At 62.5% G+C, this 21,180-nt stretch carries 20 protein-coding genes and 2 pseudogenes; 10 read left to right on the top strand and 12 right to left on the bottom strand.

What is annotated here, in order from left to right; all coding sequences use genetic code 11:
- Nucleotide 1 precedes the first annotated feature (1 nt).
- Nucleotides 2-1,492 carry an aldehyde dehydrogenase family protein gene (locus tag AB4N33_RS10610; protein WP_476457236.1) on the bottom strand — a complete coding sequence of 497 codons (1,491 nt, stop codon included), beginning with the start codon at nucleotides 1,490-1,492 and terminating at the stop codon, nucleotides 2-4.
- 40 nt (nucleotides 1,493-1,532) lie between these two features.
- Nucleotides 1,533-1,922, bottom strand: a complete 390-nt coding sequence (locus AB4N33_RS10615) for a c-type cytochrome (protein ID WP_476457237.1) — start codon at nucleotides 1,920-1,922, stop codon at nucleotides 1,533-1,535.
- A 275-nt stretch (nucleotides 1,923-2,197) separates the two neighbouring features.
- Between AB4N33_RS10615 and AB4N33_RS10620 the strand changes: the two genes are divergently transcribed.
- The 3 genes and pseudogenes from AB4N33_RS10620 to AB4N33_RS10630 form a co-directional block, all read left to right on the top strand.
- The gene (locus AB4N33_RS10620) at nucleotides 2,198-3,520 is read left to right on the top strand and encodes an alginate export family protein (protein ID WP_476457238.1); all 1,323 of its coding nucleotides are present in this window, start codon (nucleotides 2,198-2,200) and stop codon (nucleotides 3,518-3,520) included.
- A gap of 357 nt (nucleotides 3,521-3,877) precedes the next feature.
- Nucleotides 3,878-4,948, top strand: a pseudogene (locus AB4N33_RS10625) (methyl-accepting chemotaxis protein); the annotation flags it as partial.
- 261 nt (nucleotides 4,949-5,209) lie between these two features.
- Nucleotides 5,210-5,806: pseudogene (locus AB4N33_RS10630) on the top strand (methyl-accepting chemotaxis protein); the annotation flags it as partial.
- A 202-nt stretch (nucleotides 5,807-6,008) separates the two neighbouring features.
- Here the strand turns inward: AB4N33_RS10630 and hpaC are convergent.
- Nucleotides 6,009-6,521, bottom strand: a complete 513-nt coding sequence (hpaC, locus tag AB4N33_RS10635; RefSeq protein ID WP_460126353.1) for a 4-hydroxyphenylacetate 3-monooxygenase, reductase component — start codon at nucleotides 6,519-6,521, stop codon at nucleotides 6,009-6,011.
- Between the two features lie 256 nt (nucleotides 6,522-6,777).
- Between hpaC and AB4N33_RS10640 the strand changes: the two genes are divergently transcribed.
- On the top strand, nucleotides 6,778-7,407 hold the full coding sequence (locus AB4N33_RS10640) for a response regulator transcription factor (protein WP_460126354.1): 630 nt from the start codon (nucleotides 6,778-6,780) through the stop codon (nucleotides 7,405-7,407).
- A gap of 121 nt (nucleotides 7,408-7,528) precedes the next feature.
- On the opposite strand, the gene feaR is transcribed toward AB4N33_RS10640, so the two are convergent.
- From feaR to AB4N33_RS10685, 9 genes are all read right to left on the bottom strand, one after another.
- Nucleotides 7,529-8,449, bottom strand: coding sequence for a transcriptional regulator FeaR (gene feaR / locus AB4N33_RS10645; protein WP_476457239.1), 921 nt, complete (start codon nucleotides 8,447-8,449; stop codon nucleotides 7,529-7,531).
- A 149-nt stretch (nucleotides 8,450-8,598) separates the two neighbouring features.
- Nucleotides 8,599-9,546, bottom strand: a complete 948-nt coding sequence (locus tag AB4N33_RS10650) for a PDR/VanB family oxidoreductase (protein ID WP_476457240.1) — start codon at nucleotides 9,544-9,546, stop codon at nucleotides 8,599-8,601.
- Nucleotides 9,547-9,664: 118 nt separating this feature from the next.
- Nucleotides 9,665-10,405: an SDR family NAD(P)-dependent oxidoreductase gene (locus AB4N33_RS10655; protein ID WP_476457241.1), complete on the bottom strand. Its 741-nt coding sequence runs from the start codon at nucleotides 10,403-10,405 to the stop codon at nucleotides 9,665-9,667.
- Between the two features lie 10 nt (nucleotides 10,406-10,415).
- Entirely contained in the window at nucleotides 10,416-10,910 is a 495-nt protein-coding gene (locus tag AB4N33_RS10660; protein ID WP_476457242.1) for an aromatic-ring-hydroxylating dioxygenase subunit beta, read from the bottom strand.
- Nucleotides 10,907-12,190 (bottom strand): aromatic ring-hydroxylating oxygenase subunit alpha, encoded by a 1,284-nt coding sequence (locus AB4N33_RS10665; RefSeq protein WP_460139555.1) that lies wholly within the window; start codon nucleotides 12,188-12,190, stop codon nucleotides 10,907-10,909. Before AB4N33_RS10665 ends, AB4N33_RS10660 begins: the two co-directional genes overlap by 4 nt.
- Nucleotides 12,191-12,237: 47 nt before the next feature.
- Nucleotides 12,238-13,359: an amidase gene (locus tag AB4N33_RS10670; protein ID WP_460126360.1), complete on the bottom strand. Its 1,122-nt coding sequence runs from the start codon at nucleotides 13,357-13,359 to the stop codon at nucleotides 12,238-12,240.
- Nucleotides 13,356-13,826: a nuclear transport factor 2 family protein gene (locus AB4N33_RS10675; RefSeq protein ID WP_460126361.1), complete on the bottom strand. Its 471-nt coding sequence runs from the start codon at nucleotides 13,824-13,826 to the stop codon at nucleotides 13,356-13,358. Before AB4N33_RS10675 ends, AB4N33_RS10670 begins: the two co-directional genes overlap by 4 nt.
- Nucleotides 13,827-13,829: 3 nt before the next feature.
- Nucleotides 13,830-14,201 carry a hypothetical protein gene (locus AB4N33_RS10680; protein ID WP_368554123.1) on the bottom strand — a complete coding sequence of 124 codons (372 nt, stop codon included), beginning with the start codon at nucleotides 14,199-14,201 and terminating at the stop codon, nucleotides 13,830-13,832.
- 23 nt (nucleotides 14,202-14,224) lie between these two features.
- Nucleotides 14,225-15,376, bottom strand: coding sequence for an acyl-CoA dehydrogenase family protein (locus AB4N33_RS10685; RefSeq protein WP_460126362.1), 1,152 nt, complete (start codon nucleotides 15,374-15,376; stop codon nucleotides 14,225-14,227).
- Between the two features lie 336 nt (nucleotides 15,377-15,712).
- Here AB4N33_RS10685 and AB4N33_RS10690 point away from each other — a divergent pair, with 336 nt between their 5' ends.
- From AB4N33_RS10690 to AB4N33_RS10715, 6 genes are all read left to right on the top strand, one after another.
- Nucleotides 15,713-17,194 carry an ATP-binding protein gene (locus tag AB4N33_RS10690; RefSeq protein WP_476457243.1) on the top strand — a complete coding sequence of 494 codons (1,482 nt, stop codon included), beginning with the start codon at nucleotides 15,713-15,715 and terminating at the stop codon, nucleotides 17,192-17,194.
- A gap of 416 nt (nucleotides 17,195-17,610) precedes the next feature.
- The gene (locus AB4N33_RS10695; RefSeq protein WP_476457244.1) at nucleotides 17,611-18,762 is read left to right on the top strand and encodes an amine dehydrogenase large subunit; all 1,152 of its coding nucleotides are present in this window, start codon (nucleotides 17,611-17,613) and stop codon (nucleotides 18,760-18,762) included.
- 12 nt (nucleotides 18,763-18,774) lie between these two features.
- Entirely contained in the window at nucleotides 18,775-19,314 is a 540-nt protein-coding gene (locus AB4N33_RS10700) for a MauE/DoxX family redox-associated membrane protein (RefSeq protein WP_476457245.1), read from the top strand.
- Nucleotides 19,315-19,319: 5 nt separating this feature from the next.
- Nucleotides 19,320-19,940 carry a methylamine dehydrogenase accessory protein MauD gene (mauD, locus tag AB4N33_RS10705; protein ID WP_476457246.1) on the top strand — a complete coding sequence of 207 codons (621 nt, stop codon included), beginning with the start codon at nucleotides 19,320-19,322 and terminating at the stop codon, nucleotides 19,938-19,940.
- 18 nt (nucleotides 19,941-19,958) lie between these two features.
- Entirely contained in the window at nucleotides 19,959-20,480 is a 522-nt protein-coding gene (locus AB4N33_RS10710; protein ID WP_460126367.1) for a methylamine dehydrogenase light chain, read from the top strand.
- 168 nt (nucleotides 20,481-20,648) lie between these two features.
- The gene (locus AB4N33_RS10715; protein WP_476457247.1) at nucleotides 20,649-21,170 is read left to right on the top strand and encodes a cytochrome C; all 522 of its coding nucleotides are present in this window, start codon (nucleotides 20,649-20,651) and stop codon (nucleotides 21,168-21,170) included.
- Nucleotides 21,171-21,180 lie beyond the last annotated feature (10 nt).

Consider the following 21,180-nt stretch of genomic DNA (forward strand, 5'->3'; position numbering starts at 1 on the left):
ATCAGTGGGCGATGCACACCGATTTAAGCTCCGTGTAGGCCTCGATCACCGCTCGCCCGAACTCACGCCCCATGCCCGACTGCTTGACCCCGCCGAACGGCATCGCCGGGTCGAGCAACACGTGGGCGTTGACCCATACGGTGCCGGCCTCGATGCGCGGCACCAGGTTCATCGCCTTGCCAAGGTCGTTGGTCCACAGGCTCGCAGCCAGACCGTAACGGTTGTCGTTGGCCAGGGCGATCACGGCGTCTTCATCATCGAACGGCATCACCCCCAGCACCGGGCCGAACACTTCTTCGCGGGCCACGGTCATGCCATGGTCGATATCGGCCAGGATGGTGGGCTGGACAAAAAAGCCCTCGCGGTCCAGCAGTTCGCCACCAGTTACCACGCGTGCACCTTCCTGGCGAGCCAGTTCGATGTGTTTGAGCACCGCCTGTTGCTGCTTGCGCGACACCAGCGGGTTGATCGCCGCGTCGCCGTTCATGCCGGCACCGATGGGCATGGCCGAAACCGCGGCGGCCAGGGCTTCGACAAATGTGTCGTGGATCGAACGATGCACGTAGAAACGCGAGGCCGCCGCGCACACCTGGCCGTTGTTCAACAGGCCACCGAGAATCGCGCCCTGCACCGCTTTCTCGATGTCGGCATCGGCCAGCACGATCATCGGGTTCTTGCCGCCCAACTCCAGCGAGAACCGCGTCATGTTGGCCATGCAGGCCACCCCGACGCTCTTGCCCACGGCGGTGGAGCCGGTGAACGACACTTTGCTCACCAGCGGGTGCGCAGTCAGCACGCCCCCCACCGAGGCACCGCCACCAGTAACCACGTTGAACACGCCCGCCGGAATGCCCGCTTCCAGCGCCAGTTCGGCCAGGCGCATGGCGGTCAGCGGGGTTTCCATGGCTGGCTTGATGATCACCGTGCAACCGGTGGCCAGTGCGGGCATCAGCTTCCAGGCAGCAATCAGCAGCGGGAAGTTCCACGGCACAATGCCGACCACCACACCCACCGGTTCACGCTTGGTGAACGCGGTGAACTTCGCCCCCGGTGGCAGCGGGATCGACACGTCGAACGTCTGTCCCTCGATCTTGGTTGCCCAGCCCGACATGTAGCGCATGAACTCCACGGTGGCGTTCAAATCCAGGGCGCGGGCCATGTTGATCGACTTGCCCTGGCTCAGGGTTTCCAGCTGTGCCAGCTCTTCGGCGTGCTCTTCCACCAGTCGGGTGAAGTTGAGCAGGATGCGTTCGCGATCCGCCGGGCGCAGGCCCGACCAGACGCCCGCCTTGAACGCCTTGTGCGAGGACTGCACGGCCTGCTCGACCACGTCCAGTGGCGCATCGAGGGTTTCACACAGGGTCTGGCCGTCCGCCGGGTTGACTACGGCAATGCGCGGTCCTTCGGCGAACACCCATTGGCCGTCGATGAAGCAGCCATGGCGGCGCTCCAGAAATGCAGCAACCTGCGGCAGGATTTCAACATTGCTCATACATCACCTTTCGATTGGATGTCAGCCTGAAGCCGGCTGATCAGTGTTGTTCTTTGAGATAGCACGTGACGGCCTGGCGGTCGTCCGCCGAGGCCAGGCCCATGTAAGGCATGTAGGTGCCCGGGACGTACGCCTGGGGCTGGGTGATCAGTTGCGCGATGTTCTCGGCCTGCCAGGTGACGTCCCTGGTGCGCATGGCCTGGGAATAGTTAAAGCCTTCCAGCGAGCCCGACTTGCGCCCCACCACCCCGGCCAGGTTCGGCCCCATCATCCCCGTCGCGCCCTTGGTGACCGAGTGGCACACGCCGCACTCGTTGGCGAAGACCTGGGCGCCACGGCCCTGGTCGGGGCTGCAATCGGCGGCCAACGCGGTGTGCGCCACGGTGAACGAGAGCAAGCCGAAAAGGGGCAGACGCAAAGAACTGAACATAGGGAAACGACCTTGAAAATCCGCACTCGCCAGGCGAGCGCCAACACGGGAGGCTGATGCAACGCGGCATCGGCAGGTTGAGAAGGATTGTCGACGGTCATTGGCGCGCAGGCTTTGCCCTGCGTGCCAGTCGTATTGTCGAGGCTGCCAAACCGGTCATTTTGGCAAGCACAACCAACTCTTTGGCAACCACACAAAAGGTTGGAAAAGTTCCGCGACTTAGTATCGAAAAAGACCGCAAACCTGCGCTCAAGAACAAGAACGGATGCCCCACCATGCTCAAGTCGCCCTTGCTTCGTCTCTCCACCCTTGCGCTGATGATCAGCGCTGGCCAGGCCTGCGCCTACGAACTCTACGCCGATGATGACAGCCACCTGAATGCCACGCTGGAAGCCGTGTTCGGCGTGTTCCACAGCCAGGAAAACTACGCGCTGTCGGGTCGCCTCAATGAGGGTTCGTCGTCGTGGCGCGAGGGCTACATCAAATACGGCCTGAGCTTTGACAAGGGCCTGGCCGGCGTGGGCACCGCCTATGGTGCGGCGAACCTGCTCAGCTCCGGCACCTGGGGTGACGGCGATGCCGCAGGCTTCAGCGACGGTTCCGAGCGCACCACCAAGTTCGAAGACGCTTACCTTGGCTGGCGTTCGGGCAAGTTGTTCGACGTGCTCGGTGACGACGGCATCGACTTGTCCTTCGGCCGCCAGAACATCGTGGTGGGCGATGGTTTCCTGATCGACGGCGACGCCCTGAACATGGGCAAGGGCCTGGCGGATGGCGAGTTCAACCGTGGCGGCGCCTACTGGCTGGCCGCGCGCAAGGCGTTCGATGAAACCGCCGTGTTGCGCATCGGTGGCAAGGAAGGTTGGCGTGGCGACCTGATGTACCTCAAGTCGAACAACCGCGCCCAGGCCATGACCGAAATGTACGTCGGCACCCTGGAGCACGTGTCCGAAGCCGTCACTGTCGGCCTGACCTACATCGACACCACCGACGTCGACGAACAATACGCTTCGCCGATCCAGCTCGAGCGCGACGGCATGAAGACCTACAGCCTGCGCGCCACGGGCAACGCCGGGGTCAAGGACCTGTTCCTTTCCGGTGAATACGCCACGCAGGACAAGCCGCACACCGGCACTGAAGACGCCTGGTACCTGGAAGCTGGCTGGACCTTTTCCGACGTCGCCTGGTCGCCGTACGTGGGCTATCGCTACAGCCGTTTCTCGGAAAACTACGACACGCTGTTCTACGGTTTCAGCCGTGGTTTCGGCACCTGGTTCCAGGGTGAAGTGGCGGGCAACTACGCCGGCCCGTTCAACACCAACTCACGCATCCAGCAGGTCAAGTTCACCGTCTCGCCGCTGGAGAACGTCAACGTCGGCGCCATGTACTTCAACTTCGACACCATCGACCGAAACCTCGGCAATACCGACGGCCACGAAATCGACCTGTACGCCGAATGGCACGTCAACGACCACCTGAGCATCATGCCGCTGGTGGGCCTGTTCCAGCCGGACAAGAGCGCCGATCAGGGCGGCACGCAGTTGGGCAACAACGACAAGAACCTCTACAGCCAGGTGATTTTCGCCACCACGTTCTGACTGCTTCCTGTAGGAGCGAGCATGCTCCGGGCGGCGTTCCGACGATGGTCGTCAACGATGACGCTGGCTGTCTGATACCCAGCGGTGCCTGGACTTCCATCGCGAGCATGCTCGCTCCTACAGGGAATAGGGTTCGTTTCCAGGAAAAAGGCTTTTCCAATGCACAACAAATTCCTCACGATCCAAAGCAAGATTGCCCTGCTCGCCGGCCTCTGCCTGCTGTTGGTGGTGGCGTTGTTGATGGGCCTGGCGCTGTACCAGAGCCACGAGAGCCGCCAGCAAGTGGCCCACGCCAGCAGCGACATGCTCGCCGATGCCGCCAGGGAACACATGCAGGCACTGGGCAAGGTGCAGGCGATGCAGGTGCAACGCACCTTCAACCAGACCCAGGAATATGGCCAGGGCCTGTCGCGCTATCTGTTGTACCTACGGCAACTTCAACATCAGGGCACATTGTCCCGCCAACAACTGCGCCAGGAGCTGAACACCCAGCTGCGTCAAGCCCTGAACGAAAAGCCCGACCTGCTCGGGCTTTATGTCATTTTTGAACCCGATGCGCTGGACGGCGACGACACCGCTTTTATCGACAAGGCGGATCTGGGCAGCAACGAAAAAGGTCGTTTTTCAGTGTATTGGGTGCAAGGCAAACCCGGTGAGCTGCAAGCGGTGATCGGCGACGAAGGCCTGTTGGCAAACACCGAGCCGGGCCCCAGCGGCGCGCCGTACAACGCGTTCTACACCTGCGCCCGGGACAGCCGCCAGGCGTGTGTGCTGGAACCGTATTTCGACGAAGCCTCCGGTAGTCGCAAACTGGTGACCAGTATCGCCTTCCCGCTGCTGGACAACGGCAAAGTCATCGCCGTTGTCGGCCTCGACATCAACCTCGCCGCCCTCCAGCAAAACAGCGAGGCCAGCGCCCGACAACTGTTCGACGGCCAAGGCCAGATCAGCATCGTCAGCCCGCGCGGAGTGATCTCAGCCGACAGCCGGGACATGGCACGCCTGGGACAGACGCTGGACAATAACGAAGTCATGGCGGCCCTGCGCCAGGGACAGCCGAAGGTGTTCGCCGACCGACAGCAGATCGAGGTCCTCGAGCCGCTGGCACCGATTGCCGGTTCCGCGCCTTGGGGCGTGCTGGTCGGCGTACCGCAGGACGTGCTGTTGGCACCGGTCACCACGCTGCAAAGTCACCTGGAGGCGCGAGGCGTGCAAAGCACCGCGCTGTCGCTGCTGCTCGGCGGCGGCTCAGCCCTGTTGGGACTGGCGCTCATCTGGTACGCGGCCTATCGCATCACCCGGCCATTGCAAGTGCTGACCCGGGTCATGGAAGACATCTCCCTGGGCGAAGGCGACCTTACCCGACGCCTGACCGTGCAATCGCGGGACGAGATCGGCCAACTGGCGACGGCATTCAACCGTTTTGTGGAGCGCATCCATCACTCCATCCGCGAAGTGTCCTCGGCGGCGCTCGGGGTCAATGAAGGGGCCAAGCGCGTGCTCCTGGCGTCCAACTCGTCACTGAGCAATGTCGACGAACAATCGACCCGCACCAACAGCGTCGCCGCCGCCATCAACCAGTTAGGTGCCGCAGCACAGGAAATCGCCCACAACGCCTCCGACGCCTCGCAGCAGGCGTCCGCCGCCCGGCAACAGGCCGAAGATGGGCGTCAGGTGGTGGAGCGCACCATTGAGGTGATGAACGAACTGTCCGCAAAAATCAGCGACTCATGCGCCAATATTGAAGTGCTGAACACCAAGACCGTGGACATCGGGCAAATCCTCGAAGTGATCAAGGGCATTTCCCAGCAGACCAACCTGCTGGCGCTCAACGCCGCGATTGAAGCGGCGCGGGCCGGTGAAGCCGGTCGTGGTTTTGCGGTGGTCGCCGATGAAGTGCGCAGCCTGGCGGGTCGCACGCAGACTTCAGCAGCGCAGATCCAGCAGATGATTGAAGCGCTGCAGATCGGCGCGCGCGAGTCGGTCAGCACCATGACCGAGAGCCAGCAGCACAGCGAGCAAAGCGTCACCATCGCCAACCTCGCCGGCACCCGGCTGGGCAGCGTGACCCAGCGCATCGGCGAGATCGACAACGTCAACCAGTCCGTCGCCGCCGCCACCGAAGAGCAGACGTCGGTGGTGGAGGCGTTGAATGTCGACATCACCGAGATCAACACCCTGAACCAGCGTGGGGTGGAAAACCTGCAATCGACCTTGCGCGCGTGTACCGAGCTTGAGCGCGAGGCTGGGCGGTTGCATGAGTTGGTGGGGAGTTTTCGAATCTGATATCTGCTGTGCCTGTTGCATAGCTATCGCGGGCAAGCCCGCTCCCACAAGGCCAGCGGTGTTCACATGATTTGTGTACACCCTGCCCCCTGTAGGAGCGAGTTTACTCGCGATGGTCGTGAACGATCACACGGCAAACCTGACAGCCAGCGGCGACCTTGAGACCCTCGCGAGTAAACTCGCTCCTACAGGTTAATCACATTCAGCAAGCCACCCCGGCATGCTCGAGCCGGTGAAACAGGCGGTTGAAATAAACCAGGCTGTCGCCCGCCCCGCGCACACCGATGTTGGACAACTCGACGAACATCACCGAATGCGAGCCCACTTCCTTGCATTCGCTGATCCGCCCTTCCAACTGCACCAGCGCATCGCGCAACACCGGCACGCCGCTGTCGCCGCCGTCCCACAGGTCCCAGGCGAAACGCTCGGCCATGGTTGCCTGGGTCATTCCGGCGAAGTGGCGGGCCAGTTCTTCCTGTTCGCTACACAGCACGTTGACGCACAGTTGTCCGTTGGTGCGGAATACGTCGTGGGTGGCGCTGTTGCGGTTGACGCACACCAGCACGGTGGGCGGCGAATCGGTCACCGAGCACACCGCGCTGGCCGTGATCCCGCAGCGACCGCCGGGGCCGTTGGTGGTGATGATGTTCACCGCCGCTGGCAACTGCGCCATGGCGTTGCGGAAGTCGATTTGCTGCTGGCTCAGGTTGGCCATGTCGGTGCCCCTTTTTCTTGTGCAGGGCCGTCATTGCGCGGCCCGTTGGATTGAATACAAGACTAAGGCCGGGGGCAGCGCGCAGCCATTCTGACGATCACCATGGCGAGGTGGGCTTTCCGCTAGTCGACTAGGTGGTTTCTTTATCGTCAGGGCCCGCAGCAGTGGTTATGCTGCTTGTAGACGTCACATGGACGCCAACCGCCGCTGCGTGCACGCGTGCGAAAACAATAATTAGAAATTCGTGGCAACCCTGATGGAAACTCGCAAACCGATTGTTTATATCGTCGACGACGACAAGGATTTGCGCACCTCGCTGGCCTGGCTCCTGGAGTCGGTCAGCGTGCAGGCGCAGTGTTTTGCCGGTGCTGAAGAGTTCCTCAGTCAGTACGACCCGAGGCAGCCGGCGTGTCTGGTGCTGGACGTGCGCATGCCGGAAACCAGTGGCTTCCAGCTCCAGGAAATCCTCAACCAGCGCGGCAGCAGCCTGCCGACAATCTTCGTCTCGGCCCATGGCGACATTCCCATGTCGGTGACGGCGATGAAGAACGGCGCCCTGGACTTCGTCGAGAAGCCCTACAACCCGCAACAGATGATCGACCGCATCCAGGCCGCGCTGAAGACCGCCGTACACGCCCAGGCCGACCAGCAGCAGCGACAGCACCTGCAAAGCAAATTGGCACTGCTGACCGGGCGTGAGCGCGAGGTGTTGATGTTGGTGATCGACGGCAAGGCGAGCAAGGTCATCGCCCGCGAGCTGAACATCAGCGTCAAGACCGTTGACGTGCACCGCACCAAGATCAAGGAAAAGATGGGCGTGACCAGCATCGCCATGCTGGTGCGCGAGGTGTTGCATTTGCCAGCGGAGGAGCCGGTGCGGCATTGAGGTGAACATTGGGACGCCATCGCGGGCAAGCCCGCTCCCACAGGTGTTGCGGTTAACCTGACATTTGTTCTCGGCGCATAACCCTGTGGGAGCGGGCTTGCCCGCGATGGCGGCAGTGAGGTCAAACCTGGCTATAGCGCTTGCGATAAGCTCCCGGCGATACGCCAAAGCGCGATTTGAACGCTGACGAGAAATAACTCGAGTCCGAAAACCCCCACGCATAACACAGCGCCGACAGCTTCTGCTCGACGTCCGAGCGGCGCAGGTTTTCCGCGCAGAAATCCAGGCGTCGGTGCTTGATGTATTGCGCCACCACCAAACCGCGCTTGGAGAACATCCGGTACAGCCCGCGCACGGAAATCCCCACTTCTCGGGCAATCAGCTCGGGGCACAATTCTTCGGTGCCCAGGTGGTCGTCGATGTAGGCGATGATCTTGCGAAACTGCCGCTCATGAGGGTCGCCGCCATTATCACGGGCGCTGATGCCCGGTAGCAGCAAGCTCACCAGCGCATCCAGCACGGCTTCGCTCTCCTGCATGTCCAGGCCTTCCTGCTGTCGGGTGTCGAGCACCAGCTTGTTGGCCATGGCCGCCAAGGGCGAGGCGGCGCCAATGCGCGTGGCGCAGTTGACCGCGTTGAAGTGCGAACCGCGCTCGACGACCTGCCGAGGCAGGATCAGCGACAACTGCCGGGAATCGTCGTGATAAGTCATGTCGCTGGGGCGGCTGGCATCGATCAGGGCGATGTCGCCCGCGCCCAGCCGGGCACGATTGCCGCCCTGCTCAAGCTGTGAGCTGCCGCGCATCTGGAACACCGCATAGTAATGCCCGTCGCTGCTGACGCTGACGTCCTTGCTGGTGCGATACAGGTGCACGTGCGCCATGTCGACGACACTGAGATTGATGGCACCGTTGCGGTACTCCGCCAGCTCGCCATAGAAATCCCTGTCCAGGGCCCGGGCATCGAAACGCCCACACGCCTGGTTGACCTGGTTCAACCAGCTTTCGAACGCCTCGTTGCGAACCGCCGAAGAAGTCATCATCACTGCAAAGCCTCACGTCTTTTATTGTTATTTTTCGACCGCTTCGTCGAGCGGTTCGGCAAATGTCACAACCTGGGCCGCCGCCTCCCTCGACAGCCGCAGGTTCTATTCAACAGACTGCTGCGCAGCATAGCCAGTCTTGCCTTGAATCAGATGTCCAATACCAGACGAGCGGAAAGCGCGCGGGATACGCAGGCGCAAATCTGCTTGTTCCCTGCCTTTTCTTTGTTCGACAGGCAGTTGTCGCGGTGTTCCGGCACACCGTCGAGCACATCGACGATGCAGGTTCCGCAGATCCCCTCGCGGCATTCAGTATCGATGTCGCAGCCATGAGCCTGCAACACGTCCACCAGCGACATATTGGCCGGCACCTGCAGCACCACGCCGGAACTGGCCAGCTCGACTTCGAAATCGCCACAGGGACCGGCATTCGCGGCCGGATCGGCCTGGAAATGCTCGAGGTGGATGGCTTCATCGCCACGACCGCGCGCCGCGACTTCCACCACTTTGTTCATGAACGGCGCCGGGCCGCAGGTGTAAACGTGGGCGGCGCGCCCGGCCTGACTCAGGCACTCACTCAACACCGCGTCCATGTCAGCCGGTTCGACGCCGTAGTGAAACTGCACATGCCCGGCGAACGTCTCGGCTAACAGAGCCGAAAACGCAGCGTACTGCGCAGAACGGGCAAAATAGTGCAGACGCCACGGTTGACCGGTCTCCGCCAGCCGGTAGGCCATGCTCAGCAGCGGCGTGACGCCGATGCCGGCGGCGCACAACACATGTTCACCCGCCTCAGGGTCGAGGCGGAACAGGTTGCGCGGCGCGCCCATTTCCAGCTCGGTGCCCTCCTGCACTTCATGCAGCGCCGCCGAACCGCCACGGGACTGCGCCTCTTTCTTCACCGCCACCAGGTACGCACGGCGGTCCTGGGGTGGACTGCACAGCGAATACTGACGGGTCACCCCGGTTGGCCCGGTCAAATCGACGTGGGCACCCGGCTCATAGGTGTCGAGCGGCTGGCCGTCACTGCGCACGAGGCGAAAGGAGCGGATATCCAGCGCTTCGTCGACGATCCTTTCGATCTTCACCTTCATCATTGCATCACCTGAATCATGTTGTTTTTGTTGGAATGCCCCGCCCCCGGTGGAATGCTTTACTCCTGAGGGAGCGGGCAAGCCCGCTCCCTCAAGGGGTGGGGGTGTTGCTGAAATTACTTCAACGCATGAACAACCCGCCATTGATGTCCAGACACGCGCCCGTCATCGAGGTGGCGTGATCAGCGATCAGCAGCAGCACGCTGTCGGCGACATACGCCGGGTCGCCGAGGGTGCCCGCCGGGATCATCTTGAGGATCTGCTCCAGACGCTCCGGCGCCACCGTCTCGCGCACCACCGGCAAGTCCAGCGGACCCGGCGAAATGCTGTTGACCGTCACCCCGCTCGGGGCGAGCTCACGGGCGAACACCTTGGTCAACGTGGCCACGCCACCCTTGGCCGCTGCGTAATGCGCGCCGGTGGCCGTGCCGCCGTTCTGCCCGGCGAGCGAGGCGATGTTGACGATGCGGCCAAAGCCACGCTCGGCAAAATGCGCGCCGAACACCTGGCAGGCGACGAAGGTGCCGCGCAGATTGATTGCCATCGACTCGTCGAACTCTTCGGGCGTGATGTCCATCAGCGCCGCGACTTTCGACACCCCGGCGTTGTTCACCAGGATGTCGGTGCCGCCCCAGCGTTCGCTCAACAGGTCGCGAGCGCGGACGAAATCATCCTTGCTGCGCACGTCGAGCTCGACGGCCACCGCGCTGGTCCCGCTGCTGTCCAGCTCCAGGGCCAGGCGCTGCACGCCGTTGATCTGCACATCGGCCAAGGCGACGCGATAACCCGCCGCATGCAGGCGCCGGGCGATGCATTCGCCCAGCCCCCGCGAGGCGCCAGTGACAAGGGCTACTCGGTCCATGTTCAAGCCCTCACAAAAGGAAGCCGAGCGCGCTCAGGCTGTCGGTGGAGTTGATCAGGCGTACCACTTTGCGTTCCAGGCTCGGCACGCCGTCGGTGAAGCGGATGCGGTGGTTGAGGTCGGCCACGAACGGCGTGTGCACCCCACGTTTGTAGGCGTAGAGCAACTGTGCCGAGTTGACTTCGACGATGTCTCCCGCCGCTTCCACCAGGCGAAAACGCGAGACGGTGCGGATGGTTTTCGCCGCGTCCACGGCAGACGGCGAGTAACCGGCGGTCAGGCGCTCAATGCGCAGGTCACGCATGCGTGCGTCGTCGTAGGCATAGTTGAGCGTGGCCTCGAAGTCTTCGGTGTCCGGGTCGATCGGCACGATGTACTTGCCGCTTTCGCTCCACAGGGTCGCCCACTCGGCGTAGTGCTTGTGGTCCAGCAACTCGGCTTCGCGCCAGATGAATTCGATGGCCTGGCCCAGCGGGCCGCCATTCAAGATGTCGTGATTGCTCATTGGCTCATCATCCTTTTCCACATGTCGTAGGCACCGCGCATCCCGCCTTCGTCGGTGGCGTGGCTGACTTTGTCGCCATTTTCAGCGGTGATTTCGCGGTTCAGGCCACGGTTGACCAGGATCGGTGCATCGACACCCGCGTAGGACCCGCGCTGCACGCGGTCCCAGGCCTCGGCGTCATCGGGGCTGCCAAAACCGAACGGGCCCTGGAAGTGTTCATGAATACGCATGCGCTCGCGGTTGGCGATTTCCGGACCGCCGTCCATGCCCAGGGCAACATGACGGATCTCGGTTTCAGTGACCGACACCGGGCGCAGCACCCGGAAAAACGACATCGACATGGCCACGTTGGGGAACAGGTTCAGGTTAAACCCGGCGCCATGCAACGAGCGCACGATCCGGCGCACCTGCTCCGGCGCCATGGTTTTGGACAGCTCCCGGGTGACGTGGGCGAAGCGTTCCTGCAACTGCTCGGTGCCGTCGTCGTGATCCAGATCGACGTGCTCCGGCACCATCACCATGACGCTGTGCCCGTTGCCCAGCGAATGGGTCACGGCCTGCTCGTCAGTCATGAACGAGAGCATTTCCGAGGTTTCCTCATCCACCGACGACATGAACGACTTGTGCACGATCGGGAAGTGGTAGCCGTCGGTAGTGTTTTCCAGCTGGATCTTCCAGTTGCCCTTGAAGCTGAACTTGTGTTCGCCCTGGGTCTTGATCGGATAACCGGCGCCCTGCTTCATGAACAGGTCCATCCAGTGTCTGGCCCCGCCGAGGAAGTCCTCCAGCGGTTCGATATCGTCGTTGTAGCTGGCGAAGATCATGCCGGCGTAGCTTTCGACGCGCAGGCTGGTCAGCGGCAGCTCGGATTTTTCGAGGATGCCTTCATAACCGTCCGGGTACGGCAGCGCACGCAGCTTGCCGTCCAGGCCATAGGACCAGCTGTGGTACGGGCAGGTGAAACCGGTGGCGTTGCCCTTGTGCTTTTCGCACACGGTGGCACCACGGTGGCGGCACCGGTTTTCAAGCACGTTAATGGTGTTCTTCTTGTCGCGCACCACGATCACCGGGCGACGGCCGATCATGGCAGTCTTGAAGTCGCCGCTATTGCGCACTTCGCTTTCGTGGGCCACCCACACCCAGGTGCGGTAGAAAATCTTCTCCAGCTCGACTTCGAACAGCGCCGGGTCGTTGTACAGCGAGACGTCGACGCGGTCAGGCTGGACCAGGTCTTCGGGGCTTTTCGATGATGCGATCAGCCGGTAGTCATGGGTGCTCATGCGGTTCTCCTCATGGCGTTTTTATGATTGTTTTCAGGCCTAAAGCGTTAACCGGCCATGCGTTGTTGCAACTGCGCACCGAAGGCGCAGACCTGTTCGTCCTGGCCTTTGCGGCCAACAATCTGCAGGCCGACCTTCAGCCCGCCACAATCGAGTTCCACCGGCACCGAAAGCGCCGGGTGGCCGCTCAGGTTGAAAGGCCGCACCAGCGGCGTCATCCCGGCCACTGCCTTGCTCGCGCTGCGGGCCTCTGCCAACGTCGGCGGCAGGCTGGGCAACGTGGGCAACAGCAGCACCTCGAATTGATCCAGCGCGGCATCCACCTGCTGGCTGAAGCGCGCCCGCACTTTTTCCGCGTGGGCCAGGTCCGCCGCCGTGGTGCGACTGGCCGCCAGCAGGCGCTGCTCGACGTCCGCGCCGATCAGACCCTTGCCGGTGAGGTGGCCGAAGGCCGCCCAGTTTTCAAAGTTGATCACGGTCAGGCCGGCGGCGAACGCGGCCTCGAACTCGCTCAACGAAAGCGAGCTGCGCCGCCATCCTGCGCGGTCGGCAGCGGCACCGAGACGGGCTTGCAGGTGGGCATCACAATCGACTTCAAGAAACCCGACTTTGGCGCCGTCAGCGGGCAGTCCCTGAACGTTGAAGCCCGGGCAGATCACCCGCATGGCCGCAATCAGGTCGTCCATGTTGCGGGCGAACGGGCCGACGCAATCGAGGCTCGATTGAAGTGGATGCGCACCCTCGCGGCTGACACGGCCATAAGTCGGCTTGAGCCCGGCAACACCGCAGCAAGCCGCTGGCACTCGCACGGAACCGCCGGTGTCGGTGCCGATGGCGATGTCCGCGAGCCCCGCCGCGACCGCCGCTGCCGAACCGCTGGAGGAGCCACCCGGTACACGGTCCGGCGCCTGCGGGTTGATCGGCGTGCCGGTCCAGTCATTGATGCCGGTGACGCCAAAGGCCAGTTCGTGCAGGTTGGTCTTGCCGACGATCTGCCAGCCAGCCTGGATGATCGATTCGACCACCTCGGCGTTTTTCGTCGCTGGCGCTGCGTCGGCAAAGGCACGGCTGCCGGAACGGGTCGGGTGACCGGCAATGTCGATGGAGTCCTTGATGGCCACGCGTTTGCCGTTGCCGCCGAGGCGGAATTCGCTGATGAAGGTGCTCATGCATTGAGTTCCTGGTTGAAGAGGCGTTGGGTGCGAAAATGCGCGATCAGCCAAGTACCGTCGACGCAGCGAAAATCGATGTTCAACCGCGTGCCAAACAACTCGGTGCGCCCGTCGGCGTAAGTGGAAATCTGCTGCATGATCCACTGCCCTTGCGCCGTCCCGCCGTCGACCTGGATCGACTCGCTGGTGAGGTAATGCAGGTTGAGCCGGAAGTGATCCGACGGCGGCAGGTAACCGCCGACGAATGCCGCCACCGCGTCCCGCCCGTGATGCTGGCCGAAGGTCTGCGCGGTCTGGCTGCCGATGCCTTCCCAGATTGCGTCGAGGCAGAACAGCTCGGCCAATTCGCTGACGTGGCAGGGTGCCCTGGGGACATCGCACAGGTCCATGTAGCGCGCCATCAAACGGCGCACCTCACTTTCCCCTTCGAGCGTCGCCAGACGCTGGAGCAAGGCCTGTTCCATGGCTTACACCTTGGCCGCGTCGGGAATGGTCAGCGGCCGACCGATGCGCGCTTCGACCTTGGCGTAGCGCCACAGGCTGTACTCGTTTACCGGGGTGGTGCGGAACAGGTTGCAGGCGTCGATCACCGACTGGTGGCAATCGACGTCGGCCATGATGTACACGGTCCAGGGCGAGGTGGTGGACGGGCCGACCATCAGCCGATCATCGTCCATCGCGCCGAGCACGTTGATGCCGGGCATGGCGCCAAGCGAGGCCATCATCTGGCTGAAACCTTTCCACACGCTCAGGCCTTCGCCGGTGGGCAGGTCGAAGAAGTTCTGGGTGATGCCGATGCAAAAGACGACGCGCAACGGTTCCTGGGTAGTCTGGGACATGGGGTGATCCTTTAAGTGTGGGTTCAGATGTAGCCAGGGAATGGCGGCACGCCGAGCAGCACCGAACCGGCGCCGTCGTACAGGCCTTCGCTGAGAAAAGCGTGCTGGGTGACCACCATCGAATCGCGCAGGTAACGCTGCAGCGGGTGGCGCAGGTAAATGGCGGTGGTACCGGCCAGGCTGTAGGCGCTTTGCACCACGGCGGCACCGGCCTGGGACACGTGAATGGCGGACAGGCGCAGCAGGCTGGTCTGTTCGGCGGTGACCGGGCAGCCTGCGAGGATCGAGTTCCACACCTGCTCGGTGGCGTTGTAGAAGAAACCGCGCGCGGCGGCCAGGCTGGCTTCGGCCTTGGCGATCTCGATGCGCACGTAGGCGCGGTCGGCCATTTTTGGCGCGCCGGTGATGCCGCTGCCGGCAGCCATGCGGCTGACTTCGTCGAGCGCGGCGCGGGCCAGGCCAAGGTTGACCACCGCCAGCACCTGGGCGGCATAGGCAATTGACGGGTAGCGGAACAGCGGTTCGTCGATGGTGGCTGCGCCGCCGCGAATGAATGTCCAGCGTTCGTCGACACGTTTGTCGCAGACGCGCAAGTCATGGCTGCCGGTGCCCTTGAGGCCAACCACGTCCCAGTTTTCGATGATATCCACCTGATCCGGGCGCAGCACCGCAGTGCGCGGCTTGCCACCGGCCGCGCCGATGCCGACACCAAGCAGGTCGGCCCCCTTGCAGCCGCTGGCGAATTTCCAGGTGCCGTTGACCTGATAACCACCCTCGACCGCTTCGGCCGGTTGCAGCGGGAACAGGCCGCCGGCGAACACCAGGTCAGGACCGTCAGCATAGAGTTCGGCCAGGGTTTCTGGCGGTAAAGCCGCGAGGTAGACACCGGCGCTACCGAAACTGGCGACCCAGCCCGCCGAGCCGTCAGCCTCGGAGATTCGCTCGATCATGCGCAGGAACAGCGCGGGTGCCAGAGCATCGCCACCGAATCGTTTCGGCGTGGCGGCGCGGTAGATGCCGATCTGCTTGAAGCGCTCGATCATGTCCCTTGGCACATGGGACACCGCATCGAACTCATCGCGGCGCTGGCGTACTTCTTCCAGCACTTGCGCAAAAGCGGTGTTCTCTTCAACGCCTGGCAGAGGGTCTTTCTCCGCGACAGCTGAACGCAGCATGGCTTGTCTCCGTTGTATTTATTATTCGTTGCCCCGCGTCCCCCTGTAGGAGCGAGCTTGCTCGCGATGACGGTGTGTCAGCCACCAGTGATGTCGACAGGTACACCGCCATCGCGAGCAAGCTCGCTCCTACAGGGGAAGCGGCAGGCCGTTACCCTTGTGTTGGGTTCCAGTGTAAAAACCGCCTCAGTGCGCAACTATTGGTGCGTGTAGCCCCATGGCTAAAGAAATCCCCTACCCCGCCCCCGGTTACTTCTGAGCGCATCCCCACGCGCAAGCGGGTATAAAAAGCCATACTTCCCATTCCCAGGTTTCACTGGCTGCAAGGGCTGCGCGATGTACCTGCCAACATCCAACGATTTCTTCACCCTGATCGAAGCCATGCCACTGTGCATCATTCTTCACGACGCACACAGCAAGGAGATTCTCTGGGCCAACACCGCCGCCCTCGACGCGCTGGGGTTCACCCTGGAAGAACTGACACCGCTCAAGGCCCCCGACATGACCCGCAATGCGCCCAAGTACCGGCGTTCGGTCGGCCTGCGCTGGCTGGAAGGCGCCGCACGCACCGGCCAGCGCGCCATCGAGTGGTGTTATCGCTCCAAGCAAGGGGTGGAAATTCTCTCCGAGGCGGTCGCGACCCTGATGCACCTCGAAGGCCGTGATGTGCTGATGGTGCAGTTCCGCGACATCTCCAAAGAGGACAAGGTCAAGCGTGACCTCAAGCGGTTCGAAAGCCGGCTCAAGGCATTCATGCAGGACCTGGCCGAAGGCGTGGCAGTGCTCGGCCCCCAGGGCGAGATCCGTTTTATCAGCGACTCCGGCGCGCTCCTGCTGCACGGCGAAGGGCATGCGCTGACCGGGGAAAACTTCCTGTCCTGGTGCGACGACGACTCACGCCAGCGTCTGTTGCAACAACTGGCCAGCGAAACCCCGGAACATGCGCCGTTCAGCGTGCATTACCACGTACAGCGTCGTGATGGAGCCTGGCGCTGGCATCAGGCGACCTGTCGGTTTATCGAGATCGAGGACGACCTGGTCGGCCACCTGCTGCTGTTTCGTGACGTCACCGAACAAGTGCGCACCGAAGAGGCGAGGCGCTTGAGTGAGCAGAAGCTCGAATACCTCGCGCGCTATAACGCCATGGGCGAAATGGCCGTGGCGATTGCCCATGAGTTGAGCCAACCGCTGGCGGCGACACGCAATTTCATCGAAGGCGCGGTGATCCGCCTGGGCAAGGAACCCAGCACCGATCCGGGCGTGACCTGGGGTTTGCAAAATGCTGTACGGCAGATCGAACACGCTTCGGTGATCATCAAAAGCGTGCGCGACTACGTGGTCAAACTGGAGCAGAGCGAAGAACTGATCGACCTCAACGAGCTGCTGCGCGAAACCCGCTATTTCATCAGCCTGCGCGCCGACCCAAGCCAGGTTCGGGTCGAGATCATCCCCAGCCAGACGCCGCTGCGGGTCAGTTGCGAAAAAGTACTGATCGGCCAGGTCATCCTCAACCTGGCGTTCAATGCGATTGAAGAAATGAGCGATTTGCCCGTCGAACGCCGGGTGCTGCGCATTCAGGCGAGCAGTGAGGACGGCATGGCGCTGCTGCGCATCGAGGATCGTGGACGCGGCATCCAGGCCGAGGCCCAGGAGAAACTGTTCGACGGCTTCTTCTCCTCCAAGGTCAGCGGCAACGGCATCGGCCTGGCCCTGTGCAAAAACATCATCGGCCGCCACCGCGGCGACATCTGGGCCCAGAACCTGGAGCCCTGTGGCGCAGTGTTCAGCTTCACCCTCCCCATCGCCCCGGACCTGTAGGAGCGAGCTTGCTCGCGATGGTGGATCAGGCACCGCAGTGTGTCAGGCCGCCAGCGTCATCTTGACCACCATCGCGAGCAAGCTCGCTCCTACAGGGGCATGCGTCGCTTCAAAGAACAGGCCGGCCGGTAGGCCGCCTCGCGTCGCCGTGACGCGGTGTCCGCCCCCTCGGGATGCCGGAGCGAGGGTATGCCGAGCCTAGGCGAGGCACCGAACGAAAGGGCGGAACCTTAGGTGGCCGTTACCGCAACAATGGATATGTACACCAATCAGCCCCCCACTCATCAAGACTGGCACAGACACACAACCTCTTGGCACCCACAGCAATTCCCCCTCCTCCCCGGCAAGGCAGAATCGAACTGTAAAAATCTGCCATGCACCCGCGATTTGCGAGAACAATAATTCAGGGAGTTCCCATGCGAGCCACCAGGATCACCGTACAGTCAGCGCTGAGTCTCAGCCTGCTGGTACTGGGTTTGAACAATGCCAGCGCGGATCTTCCCGCTGACACTGGCATCGGCCAGACCGTTTTGGCATTCCCGCCCGAAGCCCACCGAGCCTTTGTGGTCGATGTCGAATTCGAAAGTTTCGTCGCGGGCCGCGTCACCGTGGTCGACCCCGACAAGAAGCGCGTGCTCGGCATGGTGCCGACCGGTTTCGCCGCGCCGTCGACCTTGAGCCACGACCAGAAAACCCTCTACAGCGCCGACATCTGGTACTCGCGCGGCACTCGCGGTACGCGCACCGACGTGTTGACCGCCTGGGACAGCTCGACCCTGTCGCCGGCCTGGGAAGTGCTGATCCCGAACAAACGCGCCGAGTCGCTGACCCAGCGCTATGGCCTGAAAACCAGCGCCGACGACCGTTTTGTCTACGTCTACAACTTCACCCCGTCGACATCGGTAACCGTGGTCGACACCGAGGCCAAAGCCGTGGTCACCGAAATCGCGATCCCCGGTTGCGTGCTCAACTACCCAGTGGGCAAACGTCGCTTCGCCTCGCTGTGCGGTGATGGCAGCCTGCAGGTCGTCACTCTCAACGACCAGGGCCAGGAAACCGCGCGCAGCCGCACGCCGTTCTTCGATCCGAACGCCGAGCGACTGGTGGAGCGCGCCGTCAACGTCGGCGACACCTACTACTTCACCACGACCACCGGCACCGTCCGCGCAGTGGATTTCAGTGGCGAAGCGCCAAAGATCCTGCCGAGCTGGTCGCTGACCACCGAAGAGGAAAAGAAGGCCGGTTGGGCACCGGGAGGCTGGCAACTGATGGCGGTCGCGCCGAAGCTGAATCGCCTGTACGTGCTGATGCATGACGCTCACGAACCGATGAAGTGGGAAGACCCGAGCCCACTGATCTGGGCCTTCGACCTCAAGACGGGCAAGAAAATCGCCACCCTGGAAGCGCCGGCACCGATCTGGAGCATGCAGGCCACTGGCGACGACAAGCCATTGCTGCTAGGCAGCGACGTCGAGGGCGGCCTGCAGATCTTCGACCTCAAGACCAACAAGCACACCGGCAGCATGGCGAAGGTCGCAAAAACCGCGACCCAGGTCATGAGCTACTAACGAGGCTTGGCCATGCAACCAGATCCGATCTTCATCATTGCCAGCGCACTCGCCATCGCGGTGTTGCTGGCCAGCGCCGCAACCCACAAGTTGCGCGCGCCAGCACGCTTCAGAAAACAACTGGCGGACTATCAACTGCTGCCCGATGTTCTGGTGCGGCCCATTGCCCGCTTGATCCCGGTGGTTGAACTGGTGATTGCCTTCGCCCTGCTTGTGCCGGCCTGCCGCGCCTACGCTGCTCTGACGGCTGGCACACTGATCGCGCTGTACGCGGCCGCTATCGGCATCAACCTGTGGCGCGGTCGGCGCGACATCGACTGTGGCTGCGCGGGCCCCGATCAGGCGCAACCGCTGCGCCCGATCCTGCTGCTGCGAAACAGCGCACTGGTGGGCCTGGCGCTGTTGGCTTGCGTCACGCCGGCCGTGCGCGAACTCGGTTTCTTCGATGGCTTCGTAACCGTCGCCGCCAGCGCCGTTGCGCTACTGATTTACGCCGCAGCCGATGGCCTGCTGGCGAACTCCCCTCTTCTGCTCAAATTGATTGGTAGGTAATCAAAATGGAAGGTTTAATCGTTTCCAACGTTCTGCTCTGGGTGCTGCTGGTCGCCGTGGCATTCGTCGTCATGGGCCTGGTGCGTCAGATTGGTGTGCTGCACGGTCGCCTGGCGCCTGCCGGCGCACTGATGGTCGACAAAGGTGTGGCGGTCAATGAGGCCGCACCACAAATCACCGCCTCGGACCGTCACGGCCGCCCGGTGAACTTCGGCTACGCCGGGGAAAAATCGCAATTGCTGTTCTTCCTCTCGCCGACCTGCCCGATCTGCAAGTCGCTGCTGCCGGCGATCAAATCCATCGCCAAAGAGCAGGCAGACCGCCTCGACGTGGTGTTTGTCAGCGATGGCGACATGGACGCCCAGCAAGCCCTGATCCGCGAACACAAACTCGAAGACGCCACCTACGTGGTCGGCCCGGAAGTGGGCATGACCTACCAGATTGGCAAGCTGCCTTATGCCGCCCTGATCGACAAGGCCGGCATCCTGCGAGCCAAGGGCCTGGTCAATTCCCGCGAACACCTGGACAGCCTGTTTGAAGTCGAACACCTCAAGCACGCCACGTTGCAGCAATACCTCAATGCTCAGCCCCACGAGCATGATCACAGCCACGGCCATAGCCACTGATAAGGCAGGGAGACCTTCATGAAACTGCTGGATCTGTTGTTCGAGCGCTCCTCGCGCCGTGTTGCCGACACCACTTCGCGCCGCAAACTGCTGGCGCGCATGGGCTCGCTGATGGTGGCCGGTGCCGCCCTGCCCTTGCTGCTGCCGCTGGATCGCACCAGCAAGGCACTGGCGGCCACCGACCCGAAAGCCGGCGACCCTGGTGACCCTAATAGCTGCGATTACTGGCGCTATTGCTCCATTGACGGCTTTCTGTGCAGCTGCTGCGGCGGGTCGGTGACCTCCTGCCCGCCGGGCACCGAGGCCTCCCAAGTGACCTGGATCGGCACCTGCCGCAACCCGGCCGACGGCAAGGATTACATCATTTCCTACAACGACTGCTGCGGTAAGCAAAGCTGCGCCCAATGCGCCTGTACCCGAAACGACAGTGAAGAACCGGCCTATCGCCCGTTCAACAACAACGATGTGAACTGGTGCCTCGCTGCCAAATCGCACATCTATCACTGCACCGTTTCGATCATTCGTGGCGTGGCTGTTTGAGTTGATGTAACCCCCATAACCCTGCAATCCCTGTAGGAGCGAGCAAGCTCGCGATGGACGCCCAGGCACCGCTGGCATTCAGACAGCCAGCGTTATCGTTAACGACCATCGCGAGCTTGCTCGCTCCTACAGGGACAGGGCCGATCATAAAAACAAGAAGGGTCTGTCATGCGTCACGTGTTAATCCTCAGCCTGGCCTGCCTTTTTATTGCCCCGCTCGCCCATGCGCGGGCCATCCCAAATCCCAACCAACGTCATGCACCGGGCAACGAAGCGTTGCAGACGCCGATCGACCAGGCCGGCTACAGCGTTGGTGTGAACTACCAGCTGCAATGCGCGGGCTGCCACCTGGGCAATGGCATGGGCTCGCCTGCCAATGACACCCCGAGGATGGCCGGCTTCGTTGGCAACTTTCTGAAGGTGCCGGGCGGGCGCGAGTTTCTCGTGCGGGTCCCTGGCATGTCGCAATCGGCATTGAACAACGCGCAACTGGCTGACCTGCTCAACTGGCTGATGCGACCGGACGGCATGGCCGGCAAAAGCGTGCCCGAACATTACCAGCCGTACACCGCCGAAGAAGTCACGGCCCTGCGCGCTGAAACCATGCTCAACCTGCCCGGCACCCGTGCCGAGCTGATCAAGGCGATGCAAGCACAAGGCATCGCCATCGAAGACGGCATGACCCCATGAGCGCAAGCGT

It is taken from the genome of Pseudomonas sp. S1_E05 (assembly GCF_056337105.1).